Genomic DNA, 15,424 nt, shown 5'->3' with positions numbered 1-15,424 from the left:
CCCGCACACTTTGCGGGTACAAACCTCTAGATTACTTATACGCACGAATCATGGCTTGCGTGCCTTGCTCGGCTCCCTGCCCCTCATCCATCTGACTAACCTTTTGGAAATTTTGCATAGCCAAGGCGATCGCTGGTAGATCTGCGGTAAAGTCTTTGGCGATCGGCAAATTTTGAAGCTCGTCTGATTCTTGGTGAATTTCTGGATTAATTTCTGGATTAATTTCTTGACTAATTTCTTGACTAATTTCTCGAACGAGCCGCAAGTCCTTGAGCATATGTTTAATGGCAAATCCTGCTTGATAATCGCCCTTAGCAACCTTCATGCCTAGATTAGTTAAAGCCCATGAGCCTGCCGCGCCACTGCCACAGACATCTACCACCAATTGTGGATCGACACCCATTTTCTCCGCCATCTGCATTGTCTCGCAGAGAGCCAACATATAGACCGACACAAGGGTTTGATTGCAAAGCTTGACCGCTTGACCACTGCCGATCGCTCCACAATGTTTAATATTGCTACCCATCGCGTCAAATAAAGGGAGATATTCTTGCAAATCTTCGGGATTGCCACCCACCATAAAGGTTAACGTGCCATTACGCGCACCCACATCTCCCCCAGACACTGGCGCATCTAAAAAGCGTAACCCCCTTTGCATCAGTACATGACCAATTGTTTTTGCGGCTTCGCTACCAATCGTACTAGTGTCAATAAATAGCGCATTGTTCTTGACAAAATTTATGGCTCCTTGTTCGCCAATAAGAACTTCTGTGACATCGGGGACATCTCCTAGACAGGAAAACACCACATCAGCATCACTGACTGCTTCTGACAAGGATTGGGCGAGAGTTCCCCCAACACTGGTAAATGAGGCGATCGTGGGGCGATCTTTCGAGCGATTCCACCCCAATACAGAATAGCCACGCTTCACAAGATTGGCGGACATCGCTCCACCCATAACACCCAAACCCAGAAAAGCTATCTTTTGGATCATACGTAGATAATTGCTCAAAGCTTTATAAATTTACAGTGCTTTGTACCTGAACCCCAAATATGAGTGGCGGCGCTTCGCGCCACCACTCATATTTCATTTAATTTACTGGATTAAGTCACACTTAAGTGAATTGTGCAAAGCTAATTATCAATTGATGAGCGGTCTAAACCCGTGCTTGATAGACACCGCACCAATTTTGTCCATACTTTCAATGCTGATTTGGTTTCTTCCCCATGAAAAATTAGTATGCCAACCTTCAAACTCTAAAAGCATTGCCTCGGCAAAACAGGCAAAAAGTTGGCGGGCAGGAGCAGTCATATTGACGATTTTCATGATTTTCCAGTCAATATCGAGGCTATGCTCGACGATACCACCGTCAATTACATGGACATCTTCTTCATGAACGAGGGTTGACATGTTTTTAGGATAGCCACCATCGATCAATATGCAGGGGCGCTTGAGAGTTGTGGCATCGATCGCCATACCCTTAGCCATACTCGCCACCCAAACGATAATATCGGACTGGGGTAGGGCTTCCTCGATATCCAAAACCTTACCTCGACCGAGCTGCGCCTGTAACTCTTGCAAACGCTCTTGATTGCGAGCGACTAGCAGTAACTCCTTGATGTTAGTTCTAGCATCGAGCCAACGACATACAGCGCTACCAATATCTCCCGTTGCACCACAAACGGTTACCGTCGCTTTTGCCAAGTCAATACCAAATTTGCGACTGGCTTCTTCGATCTGGCGACAGATGATATAAGCCGTGTGGGTATTGCCCGTGGTGAATCGGTTGAATTCCAGTTGAATATTGCGGACGCTCGACATCTGACTGAGGTTAAAATTCTCGAAAATAATTGAAGAAAATCCCCCCAAAGCCGTGATGTCCACATCATTTTTTTGGGCTAGCGCCATCGCGTTGAGAATCTTGCGAATAGCAGTTTTAATTTTGCTGCCAGCTAGCATCTCTGGCAAAAAGCAGGATTCTACATACAAGCCTTCAATTTGTTGACCTGTTGCACTCGTAACTTTGATGCGATCGACAATTTGGGGCGGGGCGCTACACCAAAATTCCAAACCTTGATCGGCATATTCGGGATAGCCTAATTCCCTTGCTACAGACTGAGCGTGTTCAAGACTTGTCAAATGCCCTATAAGACCAAACATCGATTGCAGTTACCAGTTTTTTATTAGCAATTAGCTATTAGCTATTAGCTGTTAGCTTTTTTTATTTAGAATTTTTAGAAATAATAATTTCTTTTTTGAGAATAAAGATGATTAGCTGTTGGCAATTAGCTAAACGCTAACAGCTAACAGCTAATTGCTACTAAGCAGCTACCAAACCCATTGCTGACATTCTCATGATGTCGCGGGTGTTGAAGCCAATTTTGCCAAGACTTTCACCATATTGAATCATGAAGTCTTCAACCAAAGCTTCTTTTTCCATGCCAAGGACTTTGGCATCGGTTTCCACTTGGTTCAACATTTTCCAAACTAAGGGTAAGTTTTGACGATTAGCTTGCTCTAAGGTAGCTCTGGAGTTTTCAAAATGATCTTGCAACCATTCTTCGCCAAAGTTGAGATGCAAATATTCATCTTTGACTACACCCTCGGTGATCTTGCGGGCAAAAGGATCGGCGACGGGAATATAAATGTTATAGGCGGCGATCGCAAAGCACTCAATAATTAGTGATTGGATCAACAAACAAGTAACGATATCCCCTATTGCAAAGGCTTTTTGGAAATTGTCATGCAATTCAGAAAAGAATTTTTCTGCAAAATCCATGTCAGGTGTGACGTTAAGATTTTTGCCACAGGCCGTAAAGCCTTTTTTATGACGATCCTCCATTTTGGCAAGTCTATGTAGTTCTTCATTAAATTCGGGCATTAGCTCCGCAAGTTGGAGATAGTTGCTGTGCGCCTCAGCTTCGCCCTCAATGACGATCGCATTGATCCGACTGTAGGCATCGCGATAATTTTCTGTTTGATAGTCAATCGCTACAGCTTCGAGTGTTTGCCCCATGTTTTGCCTCTTTAAATATCCCTGCTCAATAAAAGTTAATCTCTAGCTATTTTATGCTAAGTAGCACAGTGCAGTAAAAATTAAAACCCAGAAAGGTACAGAGTCGTTTCTCGTTGCCAAGCTACTTATTTAATTGCGCCTAGCAATTTACAACTTTTTAAGTAAGTACCCCAGCATAATTAAAATCCAGATCTAAAACCTGTGGCGCACGCTGTGCGTGCGCCACAGGTTTTAGGATTTTATATTTAATTAAGCCCACTTATCCCAATCCCAAAAATGGCGTTGCCATTTTTGGAATCTCAAAACCTTATGGAGTTTGCTTTTTAATTCATTTATAATTCATTTAAGTGTTGGCTCACTTTCGTGAATTGGTATTAAGTAGTTCGGCATAATTAAAAACCAAAACCAGAGAGCATACCGCCTGCGCAGCGGGCAGTATGCTCTTCTAGGTTTTAAGTTTAACTATGCCTAGCTACTTACTTAGCTGGGCATAATTAAAAACCAGAGTCAAAAGAAAACCAGAGTCAAAAGCTGTAGTGCAATCTGCGATTGCACTACAGCTTTTTGGTTTTTACATTTAATTGCGCTTGTCTACTTAATATTGCACGCCAAAGCGTTAAACTGTTCTAGTCCCTCAACAAGTGGTTATGGCAAGTTTTCTGTTAGAAGTCGGTACTGAAGAGCTACCTGCTAGTTTTGTTGTTGATGCGTTGCGCCAATGGCAAGAACGTATCCCTAAAAATTTAGATGAACATCAACTAACTACGAGTAAGGTCAGTGTTTATGGTACGCCGAGACGTTTAGCAGTATTAATCGAAGGGTTAGCCACTCAACAAAGCGATCGCCTTGTCGAACTAAAGGGACCCGCCCTAGGGTCTGCCTTTGTTAATGGTGATCCTCAAGGCGAACCGACTAAGGCGCTATTAGGATTTGCCAAGTCAAAGGGAATCGCTATTCAAGATATTTTTATTAAAGAAACCGATAAAGGAGCCTTTGTTTTTGCTCACCAACAGATTATTGGTCGCCAAACAAAGACTATTTTGCAAGAGTTAGCTCCTACTTGGATTACAGGGTTAGATGGCAAGCGCCTGATGCGATGGGGGAATGGCGATCTCAAATTTCCCCGTCCAATTCGGTGGTTGGTGTCATTATTTAATTCCGAAGTTTTACCGATCGCTTTAGAAAATGTGCAATCCGATCGCTTGAGCCAAGGACATCGAGTTATGCATCCGCGATCGGTAATTATTGACACGGCTCAGGACTATGTGGAAACTTTGCGAGAAGCCTTTGTACTGGTTGATGGCAAAGAGCGACAAAAGCATATTGTCAACCAGATTAATAGCATAGTCGAGCTTTTCGGCGGTAAAGCGGAAATTCCCGAAGAGCTCCTCGAAGAAGTGACTTATTTGGTGGAATTTCCTACGGCAGTTATTGGCGAATTTGAACGGGAATTTCTCGAACTGCCTCAGCCTGTGATTAAAACCGAAATGGTGAGTCATCAGCGCTATTTTCCCGTTTATTCCCTCAAAAATCCCGATCAATTACTACCTCGTTTTATTACCATTTCTAATGGTGATCCCGATAAATCGCGTTTAATTGCTGCGGGTAACGGTCGCGTGATCAGAGCGCGGCTCTCCGATGGGAAGTTTTTCTACGATAGCGATCGCGCCGTATCCTTGGAAACTTTTTTACCCCTATTAAAAAAAGTCACTTTCCAAGCCCAACTTGGTTCCGTTGCGGAAAAAGTTGATCGCATTCGGGCGATCGCTAAATCTGTAATAGCAGCGATCACAAATTTGCATATCACTGCCGCCGATGAAGTCCTCATTGATCGCACCGCTCAGTTGGCAAAAGCCGATCTGGTAACGCAAATGGTGAAGGAATTTCCCGAACTGCAAGGTCAAATGGGTTATTACTACGCATTATCTAGCCAAGAGCCTCTTGCCGTGGCGACGGGTATTCGCGAACATTATCAACCCCGTGGCGCTAGTGATTCTTTGCCCAATGCTCTCACGGGAAAAATCGTCGCCATTAGCGATCGCCTTGATACCCTTGTTGGTATTTTCGGTTTAGGCATCATTCCTACTGGGTCGTCCGATCCCTTTGCCCTCCGTCGTGCTGCTACGGGGATCGTCCAGATCGCATGGGAAAGTGGCTTTGCGCTCAATTTGCCCCAACTGTTGCAAGCAGCGATCGCCGTTTATGCGGACAAAAATTTATTAGCAAGTCCCGCCGAAACGGTCTTAGAGAACCTCTACAAATGGTTTAAACAGCGTTGCGAAACTATCCTTGCTGAGCAAGGCATTGAGTACGATCTGGTAGATGCGGTGATGGGCGCTGACGATCTTGCCTATACTTTGCAAGGTTTAAGCAATCTCATCCGCCTCAAAGAACGGGCTCATTTCTTACAACAGTCCCGTGACAACTCCACCCTCGGTGCGATCTACGAGCCCATCGTGAGAGCTTCCCGCCTCGCTGTTCAGGGGAATTTAGATAGCCTAACTTTGGATATCACGATCGCTGTCAATGCTGACACCCTGACTGACCCAGCCGAACAAGCCCTTTATCAAGCGATCGCCGCTTTACCCAACCAACCTAGTGATGTTCAGTTGATGGAGGGGATTAAAGCGATCGCGCCTATCCTCGCGAAATTTTTTGATGATGTGTTGGTTATGGCAGAAGATCCGCAAGTGCGCCAAAATCGCCTCAACTTGCTGGGCTTTATCCGCAACTACAGCCGTCAACTTGCCGATTTCAGTACCATTCGAGGCTAAACTTTCCCCCACTAAAAACGAGATGCATGGCATCTCGTTTTTAGTTTTAACGTCAGTTCGGGTTAAGCTGGCAAATTTTAGAATCCCAAAAGTAAAAGCCTTGCTAAGCAAGGCTTTTACTTTTGGGATTTGAGAAAGGGTTTGCGTAGCAAACCCTTTCTCAAAATCCGTCACGTTATCTAAACACCAGTTTGTCTTCCTCAACGGTGATGCTTATTGTCTGACCTTCGCTAAAAGTTCCTTCGATGATCTTGGTGGCGATCGGATTTTCGATTTCTCTCTGAATTGCTCGCTTGAGGGGACGCGCACCATAGGAAGGATCATAACCGACCGCTGCAATATAATCCTTTGCCTCTTCGCTCAATTTGAGAGAGATCTTGCGATCGCTAAGACGACTCTCGATGCGTTTGATTTGTAATGTGGCGATCGCTCGAATTTCACTGCGGCGGAGAGCATGGAAAATTACTGTTTCATCAATGCGATTGAGAAATTCGGGACGGAAGTGATTGCGCAGGACATCGATCACGCGATCGCGCATTTCGTCGTAACGGGAGTCCGCATCGATATCTTCTGCCAAATCCTTAGAAGTTTCGAGAATGCGATCGCTGCCAATATTACTGGTCATGATGATGACAGTATTTTTACAATCAACTAAGCGACCCTGACTATCGGTGATTCTGCCATCATCGAGGACTTGTAGGAGAATATTAAATACGTCGGGGTGAGCTTTTTCGACTTCATCGAATAGCACTACTGAGTAGGGATGGCGGCGCACTGCTTCTGAGAATTGTCCGCCTTCTTCATAGCCGACATATCCAGGTGGTGCACCGATTAGTCGCGATACGGAATGTTTCTCCATATATTCCGACATGTCGATGCGCACCATCGAAGCATCGGAATCAAACAGAAACTCCGCAAGAGCGCGTGCGAGCTCGGTTTTACCAACACCCGTTGGTCCCAAAAATAGGAACGAACCAAGGGGGCGATTGGGATCGTTCATACCCGCACGGGCTCGGCGAATTGCTGAGGCTACCGAGGTTACAGCTTCTTCTTGACCAATGACACGCTCGTGAAGATGTTTCTCTAGCATCAATAGTTTCTGCCGCTCTGAAAGTAATAACTTCTTGAGAGGAATTCCCGTCCAACGCGCCACAATTTCCGCAATATCATCTTCAGTTACTTGCTCGCGGAATAAAATTGAACCATCGGCTCTCGCTCGATTTAGCTCCAATTCCGCTTCATCAAGATTCTTCTCTAATTCCGTCAGTTTGCCGTATTTCAACTCGGCGGCACGATTGAGATTAAATTCGCGCTCGGATTGCTCGATTTGTAGTTTGGTTTGATCGATCTGTTCTTTGAGCGATCGCAGGTTGTCGATCGTATCTTTTTCTTGTTGCCAGCGATCGTCAAGGTTGATTTGTCGATCGCGCAGTTCACTCATTTCTTTCTCAAGCCGCTCGAGGCGGTCTTGAACAGCTTTGCTACTCCTAGTTTTATAGACAACCTTGCCTTCTGCCTCGACCCTTTCTATGGGTGTAAAGTCTCCCTCCTTTTGTAAGGATAGCCTTTCCATCTCTAATTGCATCAAGCGGCGATCGATTTCATCTAACTCTAAAGGCTTAGAGGTGATCTCCATTTTTAACTTTGCAGCCGATTCATCCACCAGATCGATCGCCTTGTCAGGTAAAAAGCGATCGGTAATATAGCGATTGGAAAGAGTTGCCGCCGCCACTAATGCTGAGTCGGAAATATTTACCCCATGATGGACTTCGTAGCGTTCTTTTAAGCCTCGCAGGATCGAGATCGTATCCTCTACCGTAGGCTGATCGACGAGCACCTGTTGAAAGCGCCTTTCGAGAGCCGCGTCTTTTTCAATATATTGGCGATATTCATCGAGCGTAGTCGCGCCAATACAACGCAATTCACCTCTTGCCAGCATCGGTTTGAGAATATTGCCAGCATCCATTGCCCCCTGTTGTGTTGCCCCAGCTCCAACCACGGTATGCAGTTCGTCAATAAATAAAACGATCTTGCCATCGGAATTCAGAACTTCCTTAAGCACCGCTTTCAAGCGATCTTCAAATTCGCCGCGATACTTTGCCCCTGCAATCAACGAACCCATGTCAAGGCTGATAATCGTACGGTCTTTTAGCGATTCGGGTACATCCCCACGGATAATTCTTTGGGCAAGCCCTTCGGCGATCGCGGTTTTACCCACCCCTGGTTCACCAATTAGAACGGGATTATTTTTTGTCCGCCTTGACAATACCTGAACTACGCGCCGAATTTCATCATCACGACCGATGACGGGATCGAGCTTTCCTTCCTTTGCCTGTTCGGTAAGGTCACGACCGTATTTCTCTAGAGCCGCATATTTAGCTTCAGGATTTTGATCGGTAATGGTTTGACTGCCACGTACGGCCTTGATCGTTTCTTCTAATTTCTTGCGATCAATACTGAGATCCCGATAAAGACGCTTACCAAGGCGATCGTCATCGATCAAGCCAATCAGCATATGCTCGATCGCCATAAATTCATCGCCAAAGCTCTTGCGGCTCTCCTCAGCACGATCGAGCCACACTTCCAAATTGCGTCCTAAATACAATTGTTCTGGACTTGCCACGCGGGGTTGTCGCCGTAAAAATTCCTCTACCTGTCGTCGCGCCCTTGCCATCGGCACTGACATGGCTGTAAATATGTTTGCTGTCAAGCCTTCTTCCTGCTCCAACAGTGCCATCAGCAAATGCTCGACTTCTAGTTGTTGGTGTTGCGATCGTCTTGCGACCTCTTGCGATTTGACGATCGCTTCCCATGCTTTTTCAGTAAATTTTTTCGGATCGGTTGGTTGCATTGACTTTGGTTTCAGCAGGAGCGCTTGTGATGACTAACGATAGTTAAAATAAGTTTACATTATCGTCAAAGCTCCTAAACTTAAAACCTTAGGGAGAGTGCCGCCCAAGGGCGACACTCGCTATTTATCAATCTATTTATCAATGAACGAGTGGCAATATCAAGGTAATGAAGTAATACACCAGTGGGGCAGTGAATACATAACTGTCAGCGCGATCAAGAATGCCGCCGTGACCTGGCATAATTTGCCCCGAATCTTTGACTCCCGCATCCCTTTTCATCATTGATTCAGTCAGATCGCCCAGTAAGCCAGCGATCCCAATTAATAGACCCAAAATCGCTCCAGATAACCACCACTGAGCCCATCCCAAACTAAAAGCCCAGATAATTGCGGTCACGCAGCAACAGATCAAACCTGCGATCGCTCCTTCTACGGTCTTCTTCGGACTAATATCAGAAAGTCGGGTACGTCCGAAAACCTTGCCAAATATATAAGCTCCGACATCGGAAGCCCAGATACAGCAAAATGCCATTAACACGTAGATACAACCATCGGATATGGGAAAAGTAATCCTCAACCATGACAGTCCATCAAGATCACGTAACTGGTTAAAGAAGTCAAACTGCTGGAGGCGATCGCTCACTATAAAGGTATTACCATCGCCAAGCCCTCTAATTCTGATCCAAAAACTTGGTAGATAGCCGCCATAAAATAGACCCAAAATCGATGCGGAAATATCAGAAATTGTGGCAATTCGAGGCTGAAACAACAAATAAAAGCAAATAAAAGTGCCTGCAATTGGGATCACCGCATCCGCAAGCTCTACTCTCAATTGCGAAACTATGAGCAATGCTAAACTGACAAAGATAGTGATTTTGCTGGCAGGAACGATTTCCTTGGCTCTTACCAATGCAAAATATTCCATCTCACCAAAAACAACCAGCAGTGTGAATGCTGCTGTAAATGCCCAACCACCGAAGGCGATCGCCGCCAGTACGAGGGGAATTACTAATAAAGCACTGATAATGCGAGTCCAAGGCATGAAAATAGCACAACTAAGAAAGTGAACATGGGCAATTTACACAAAGCTTGGCATTGTGCTACCTACAGAAGTAAATATACTCCCATGATTAGAGGAAGCATCAAAATCGTTATGCAAATTTGCGAATTCCGATAGGCAAGTTCTGTAAGGTGATTTTTTCTGTTTTTATAGCAACTTAAAACCCCAAAGATGAGTGGCGGCGCTTTGCGCCGCCACTCATCTTTGGGGTTTTGTTAAAATAATTGCAACTAACTAAGATATAAGCGATATAAACCAAAAAATCCTATTGACAAACTCGCAGCCTGCGCTATATCTAAAAACTATGTCCAAAACCTACTATGCAATCCTTGGCGTTAACCCTTGGGCGAGTGAGATCGATATTCGCCGCGCCTATCGCGATCTAAGTAAACTCTATCATCCCGATACAACTCAATTGCCAAAGGATGAGGCTATTGAAAGCTTTCGCCAGATCAACGAAGCCTATGCGACTCTTAGCAATGCCGATCGCCGCAACAACTACGATCGCCGCATTCAATTCTCAAGATTTCAATACGCGAGCATAGAAAATCAAGTATCGACCGATGCCACAGCCAGCAACGCTCAAAGCCGAGTCCCCAAAAATCTGCAAACTATTGATGATGATGGTTTACCTAGCGAACGTCCATTATCTGGCGGCGAACTATTTGCACTCTTGTTAATTGGTGCTACGCTAGTTGCTTGTTTAGTGCTAGTTTTTTTAGTCGCCTTGCTGCGTGGAGATCGACTTTTCCCCGAAGCGATCGCACCCCTATCAATTTTTTGGCTCTACCTACCATAATTTCCTATCCTCTCATCGTCACCTATGGCGCTTCCCTCCCCCTCCACACCCCTTTACAATCATCCTTTGCCTGCCCTTGAAGCATGGTTAGACGAGCAAGGATGCTATCAAGATCGATCGAACCCTAATGTCTGGCGAGTGACACGCTCCTCATGGCAAGCAGAAATTGTGATGGATGTTGAAGATATCCGTGTGCGTTATATTCAAGACGCTTATGGGGGCAAAGAAATTCAACGAGCTTTTCCCTATTCGCTCAGCCGTCAAGATGTTGAAGATGCAATTTTTACTGGACCCTAATCAAAAAAGTTCGCAATAGCTTGAAAGTTTGTTAGTATGTAATTACGCTACAAGTGAATGATGAAACTATACATAAGTCATTACACGATTTTAGCAAAAGTTTCCCCTAATTTTGATGTTTTTATTTCGGAGGTTCATTGAGTAGAACATATAACGTTGCCATTCTCGGAGCAACAGGTGCAGTTGGTACAGAGCTTTTAGCATTGCTAGAAGAAAGAAATTTTCCCTTGGGCAAGTTAAAACTGTTAGCCTCAGAGCGATCGGCGGGTAAGTCAGTTAAGTTTGCTGACAGAGAATTAACGATCGAAGCTGTTACTGAGTCTTCTTTTGATGATGTCGATATTGTCCTTGCCTCCGCAGGTGGTAGCATATCCAAGCAGTGGTTGCCAATAGCGGCTAAAGCAGGGGCAGTATCCATTGATAACTCCAGTGCCTTTAGGATGCATCCCGATGTGCCCTTGATCGTTCCAGAAGTTAATCCTGAGGCAGTGACTCAGCATAAAGGCATTATTGCTAACCCTAACTGCACCACCATCCTGATGGCAGTGGCAATTTATCCTTTGCATCAAGTTCAACCCATCCAACGTATTGTCGCCGCGACTTACCAATCGGCTAGTGGGGCAGGTGCAAGGGCAATGGAAGAAGTAAAAATACAGTCACAGGCAATTCTTAACGGAGAAACTGCTGTCCCCGAAGTTTTGCCCTATCCCTTGGCTTTTAACCTATTCCCCCATAATTCACCAATGACTGAAAATTCCTATTGTGAGGAAGAAATGAAAATGGTGAACGAGACTCGCAAAATATTTGGCGATCGCGATATTCGGATTTCCGCGACCTGTGTACGGGTTCCCGTATTGCGAGCTCATTCCGAAGCAATTAATCTAGAGTTTTCTCATCCTTTTCATCCCGATAAAGCTAGGGAGATTCTGGCAGAGGCAGCAGGGGTAAGGTTAGTTGAAGACTTTAGTAAAAATTATTTCCCCATGCCGATCGATGCTAGTGGCAAAGATGACGTACTAGTAGGTCGAATTCGTCAGGATATCTCGCATCCTAATGGTTTGGAATTATGGTTGTGTGGCGATCAAATTCGTAAAGGAGCCGCGCTAAATGCCGTCCAAATCGCGGAACTCCTGATTAGCAAGGATCTCCTCTAATTAAACCTACTTAAATATTGCATAGCGGTATATGCCATAGCGTTCCATAGCGATATTTATTTGGCTAGCAAGCTTCTATTTACTGAGTATGTATGAGTGAAATTGATTTCGGACGTTTACTAACAGCAATGATTACTCCCTTTGACTTAGAAGGGAATGTTGACTATGGGAAAGCCGAACAGCTTGCCTTACACCTAGTTGAGACGGGAACTGACACAATTGTGGTGTGCGGTACCACGGGAGAATCGCCAACATTAAGTTGGGATGAGGAGTACAAACTGTTTTCGGTACTACAACAGACGATCGCTGGCAAAGCGAAAATCATGGCTGGTACAGGATCGAATTCTACTTCTGAAGCAATATCTGCTACCCAAAAGGCTGCACATCTCGGATTAGATGGTACACTGCAAGTAACACCGTATTACAACAAGCCTCCGCAAGAGGGACTATATCAACATTTTCGAGCGATCGCTGAAGCTGCCCCCGAACTACCGATGCTTCTCTATAATGTTCCTAGTCGCACAGGTTGTAAATTAGAACCTGAGACCGTTGCTAAGCTAGCTGAAATTCCTAGTATTATCGGAATTAAGGAAGCAACGGGTGATTTAGATCAAGCTAGTCAAATTCGCGCTCTCACACCAGCCGATTTTGCGATCTATTCGGGTGATGACTCTCTCACATTGCCATTGATGGCTGTGGGTGCAAAGGGAGTGGTCAGCGTGGCTTCACATCTAGTTGGCAAGCAACTGCAAGCAATGATGGAATCCTTTGCCGTCGGTAAAGTTAACGAAGCATTGCAAATTCACCTTCAGCTTTTTCCTTTGTTTAAGGCTTTGTTTTTGACTAGCAATCCGATTCCCCTCAAGATCGCTTTGCGACTGATGGGATTAGATACGGGCGTGGTGCGATCGCCTCTAGTGATGGGTAATGCCGATCTCGAAGCCAAACTGAAGTCTGTATTAAAGGAGATTGGCATTCTTACCTAGTTGTAGGGGCTAGTTATCTAGTTGCTTTTACAAGATCTTTCAAGTTTTATATCCAAAGACATATTCCAGCAGTCTGTATCGGGATTTTGACCAAAATATACATCGCAACTTATAGCGAACTTGTGGGGGAGATTACATCTTTCTGTAAATGTTCTGGTCGTTTTATCCAAAGACGTTAGCGCATCTCCGTTAGCGCATCCATAGACAAGAAGACAAGAACGGACAAGATCCTAAGTTTCCATTAAAGCAAAATGCTGAATTGTTTTCGCAATTCAAAATTGCCATTCTCGCCTACAACCTGCCATAAATTTATTCACTTTATTTACCAAAAAATTAACCTATGACTACATCTAACGCTCCAGCATTGAAAATTATCGCTCTTGGTGGGCTTCATGAAATTGGCAAAAACACATGGGTGTTTGAATATAACGACGAAATTATGCTCCTTGATGGTGGTTTGTCATTCCCTGACAACATGATGCCTGGAGTGAATGTCGTATTGCCAGATATGACTTACTTGCGCGAAAACAAGCATAAGATCAAGGGCATGATCGTCACCCATGGGCATGAAGATCATATTGGGGCAATTTCTTTCCATTTGAAACAGTTTGAAATTCCCGTTATTTATGGTCCCCGTTTAGCCATGGCTTTGCTTGAAGACAAGCTGCGTGAAGCTGGCGTATTGAACCGTACGGAACTCCGCCGTGTTATGCCTCGTGATGTTGTCCGCGTAGGTACGAGCTTCTTTGTCGAATTCATTCGCAATACCCACTCGATCGCTGATAGTTTCTCGATCGCCATCAATACCCCTGCGGGTGTAGTCATACATTCTGGGGATTTCAAAATCGACCATACTCCCGTTGATGGAGAATTCTTTGACCTACATCGATTAGCAGAGCATGGCGAAAAAGGCGTATTGGCACTCATTAGTGATTCGACAAACGCCGAACTTCCCGGCATTACTCCCTCCGAACGGGCTGTATATCCCAATCTCGAAAAATATATCATGATGGCTAAAGGACGGGTGATTATTACTACCTTCGCTTCTTCAGTCCATCGTGTGAACATGATTCTAGACATTGCTGATAAGCAAGGTCGTGTTGTTGGAGTCGTTGGGCGATCGATGTTAAATGTTATTGCCCATGCTCGTAATCTTGGTTATATCAAATGCCGTGACGATCTCTTCCAACCCCTCCAAAATTTGCGCCATTATCGCGACGATCAAATTTTGATTTTGACTACAGGTTCGCAGGGGGAACCGATGTCAGCGCTAACCCGCATGTCCAATAGCAGTCACAAGCAACTGGAAGTCCGCCAAGGTGACACGATCATTTTCTCAGCTAATCCGATTCCCGGAAATACTATTCCTGTAGTACGCACTATCGATAGATTAATTGCTCTCGGTGCTGATGTAATTTACGGCAAAGATAAGGGTATTCACGTTTCAGGACATGGATCTCAAGAAGAGCATAAAATGATGTTAGCTCTAGTCCGTCCGAAGTTCTTCTTCCCTGCCCATGGTGAATTGAGAATGCTCAAGCAGCATGCCAAGATGGCAGAGAATATGGGAATTCCTAAAGAAAATATTGTGATTGCCGAAAATGGTGATGTGGTCGAGGTTTGCCAAGACTACATGAAGATTGTCGATAAGGTTCCTTCTGGTGTTGAACTGGTCGATTCTTCCCGTGATGGCATGGTGAAGGGTGATGTACTGCGCGATCGTCAGCAGTTGTCTGGAGATGGCATCTTCACGATCGCTGTATCTGTAGGCTTTGATGGCAAGCTGGCTACGACTCCCGATATTCAACTAAGCGGCGTAGTGTTACCAATGGAACGTTCGCAGATTATTGCGGCTGTTGCCAAGGCGATCGATAACTCCTTAGCTAACTGCTGGGGGAACTTTGCCCGAAACGTCGGTTCTCTTGAAGTTGATTGGACTGGTTTACGCGGTCAACTCGAACGTGATCTCACCCGCGTTCTCCGCCAACAAATGCAAAGTAAGCCCATGATTGTCTTCCTATTGCAAACTCCTCCAAATTCTACTCAGTCGGCTCCTGCCCCAGCCGCTAAGCCTAATGCTCTGGGTGTAACCTTAAAATCAGGTGCTGTTAAGGTGATTCCGAAAGTTGAAAATGGAAATAATGGTAATGGTACTGCCGCCAATGTTTCTGAGGTGACAGCGGTTGCAACTACTACGAGTACGGGTAGACGCAAGCGCACTGCTGCTGCAACGGTCTAGGTCAAAATCAAAACCCAATAAGAGAAGGTTGACACTCAGCGCCAACCTTCTCTTATTGGGTTTTACAGCGCTTTGCGCTCAAATCCAAACCAAGTAATACCAATTCACGAAAGTGTGATAACACTTTTGTGAATTAAAAACCAAACTCAGTAAGAGTTTTCAAAGCTCAAAATGGCGTAGCCATTTTGAGCTTTGGTATAAAACCCAGAGAGCGCACCGCCCGCTTTGCGGGCGGTGCGCTCTCTGG

Annotated in this window: 11 protein-coding genes; 6 read left to right on the top strand and 5 right to left on the bottom strand. The window is 45.0% G+C overall.

From position 1 onward, the window contains the following. Positions 1-31 precede the first annotated feature (31 nt). The 3 genes from PSE7429_RS15340 to PSE7429_RS15330 form a co-directional block, all read right to left on the bottom strand. Positions 32-994 (bottom strand): NAD(P)-dependent oxidoreductase, encoded by a 963-nt coding sequence (locus PSE7429_RS15340; protein ID WP_009628168.1) that lies wholly within the window; start codon positions 992-994, stop codon positions 32-34. Positions 995-1,141: 147 nt separating this feature from the next. Next, positions 1,142-2,161, bottom strand: coding sequence for a long-chain acyl-[acyl-carrier-protein] reductase (locus PSE7429_RS15335; protein ID WP_009628167.1), 1,020 nt, complete (start codon positions 2,159-2,161; stop codon positions 1,142-1,144). A gap of 160 nt (positions 2,162-2,321) precedes the next feature. After that, positions 2,322-3,017, bottom strand: a complete 696-nt coding sequence (locus PSE7429_RS15330; protein ID WP_009628166.1) for an aldehyde oxygenase (deformylating) — start codon at positions 3,015-3,017, stop codon at positions 2,322-2,324. A gap of 647 nt (positions 3,018-3,664) precedes the next feature. Here PSE7429_RS15330 and glyS point away from each other — a divergent pair. Further along, a complete protein-coding gene (gene glyS, locus PSE7429_RS15325) occupies positions 3,665-5,791 on the top strand; it encodes a glycine--tRNA ligase subunit beta (RefSeq protein ID WP_009628165.1) in 2,127 nt (708 codons plus the stop codon). 175 nt (positions 5,792-5,966) lie between these two features. Here glyS and clpB read toward each other — a convergent pair whose 3' ends face one another. Together clpB and PSE7429_RS15315 are read right to left on the bottom strand one after the other, a co-directional pair. After that, positions 5,967-8,642, bottom strand: coding sequence for an ATP-dependent chaperone ClpB (gene clpB / locus PSE7429_RS15320; RefSeq protein WP_009628164.1), 2,676 nt, complete (start codon positions 8,640-8,642; stop codon positions 5,967-5,969). Positions 8,643-8,781: 139 nt separating this feature from the next. After that, a complete protein-coding gene (locus tag PSE7429_RS15315; RefSeq protein WP_009628163.1) occupies positions 8,782-9,684 on the bottom strand; it encodes a phosphatidate cytidylyltransferase in 903 nt (300 codons plus the stop codon). Between the two features lie 322 nt (positions 9,685-10,006). On the opposite strand from PSE7429_RS15315, the gene PSE7429_RS15310 reads away from it, so the two are divergent. From PSE7429_RS15310 to PSE7429_RS15290, 5 genes are all read left to right on the top strand, one after another. Further along, on the top strand, positions 10,007-10,501 hold the full coding sequence (locus PSE7429_RS15310; protein WP_009628162.1) for a J domain-containing protein: 495 nt from the start codon (positions 10,007-10,009) through the stop codon (positions 10,499-10,501). Between the two features lie 24 nt (positions 10,502-10,525). Next, positions 10,526-10,798 (top strand): DUF3143 domain-containing protein, encoded by a 273-nt coding sequence (locus PSE7429_RS15305; protein ID WP_009628161.1) that lies wholly within the window; start codon positions 10,526-10,528, stop codon positions 10,796-10,798. 137 nt (positions 10,799-10,935) lie between these two features. Then, positions 10,936-11,952, top strand: coding sequence for an aspartate-semialdehyde dehydrogenase (locus tag PSE7429_RS15300; RefSeq protein WP_009628160.1), 1,017 nt, complete (start codon positions 10,936-10,938; stop codon positions 11,950-11,952). Positions 11,953-12,044: 92 nt separating this feature from the next. Then, positions 12,045-12,938, top strand: a complete 894-nt coding sequence (gene dapA / locus PSE7429_RS15295; protein WP_009628159.1) for a 4-hydroxy-tetrahydrodipicolinate synthase — start codon at positions 12,045-12,047, stop codon at positions 12,936-12,938. 340 nt (positions 12,939-13,278) lie between these two features. Then, entirely contained in the window at positions 13,279-15,177 is a 1,899-nt protein-coding gene (locus tag PSE7429_RS15290) for a ribonuclease J (RefSeq protein WP_009628158.1), read from the top strand. Positions 15,178-15,424: the final 247 nt, after the last annotated feature.

It is taken from the genome of Pseudanabaena biceps PCC 7429 (assembly GCF_000332215.1).
GTDB classification, from domain to species: domain Bacteria; phylum Cyanobacteriota; class Cyanobacteriia; order Pseudanabaenales; family Pseudanabaenaceae; genus Pseudanabaena; species Pseudanabaena biceps.
The sequence above is the reverse complement of the archived record's forward strand: the minus strand, read 5'-3'. Positions and strand labels throughout refer to the sequence as shown.

Bases quoted from the DNA above. Each gene is read 5' to 3' on its own strand.
- glyS (WP_009628165.1), top strand. From the start codon at position 3,665: ATGGCAAGTTTTCTGTTAGAAGTCGGTACTGAAGAGCTACCTGCTAGT.
- PSE7429_RS15335 (WP_009628167.1), bottom strand. From the start codon at position 2,161: ATGTTTGGTCTTATAGGGCATTTGACAAGTCTTGAACACGCTCAGTCT.
- PSE7429_RS15315 (WP_009628163.1), bottom strand. From the start codon at position 9,684: ATGCCTTGGACTCGCATTATCAGTGCTTTATTAGTAATTCCCCTCGTA.
- dapA (WP_009628159.1), top strand. From the start codon at position 12,045: ATGAGTGAAATTGATTTCGGACGTTTACTAACAGCAATGATTACTCCC.
- PSE7429_RS15340 (WP_009628168.1), bottom strand. From the start codon at position 994: ATGATCCAAAAGATAGCTTTTCTGGGTTTGGGTGTTATGGGTGGAGCG.
- clpB (WP_009628164.1), bottom strand. From the start codon at position 8,642: ATGCAACCAACCGATCCGAAAAAATTTACTGAAAAAGCATGGGAAGCG.
- PSE7429_RS15330 (WP_009628166.1), bottom strand. From the start codon at position 3,017: ATGGGGCAAACACTCGAAGCTGTAGCGATTGACTATCAAACAGAAAAT.
- PSE7429_RS15305 (WP_009628161.1), top strand. From the start codon at position 10,526: ATGGCGCTTCCCTCCCCCTCCACACCCCTTTACAATCATCCTTTGCCT.
- PSE7429_RS15310 (WP_009628162.1), top strand. From the start codon at position 10,007: ATGTCCAAAACCTACTATGCAATCCTTGGCGTTAACCCTTGGGCGAGT.
- PSE7429_RS15290 (WP_009628158.1), top strand. From the start codon at position 13,279: ATGACTACATCTAACGCTCCAGCATTGAAAATTATCGCTCTTGGTGGG.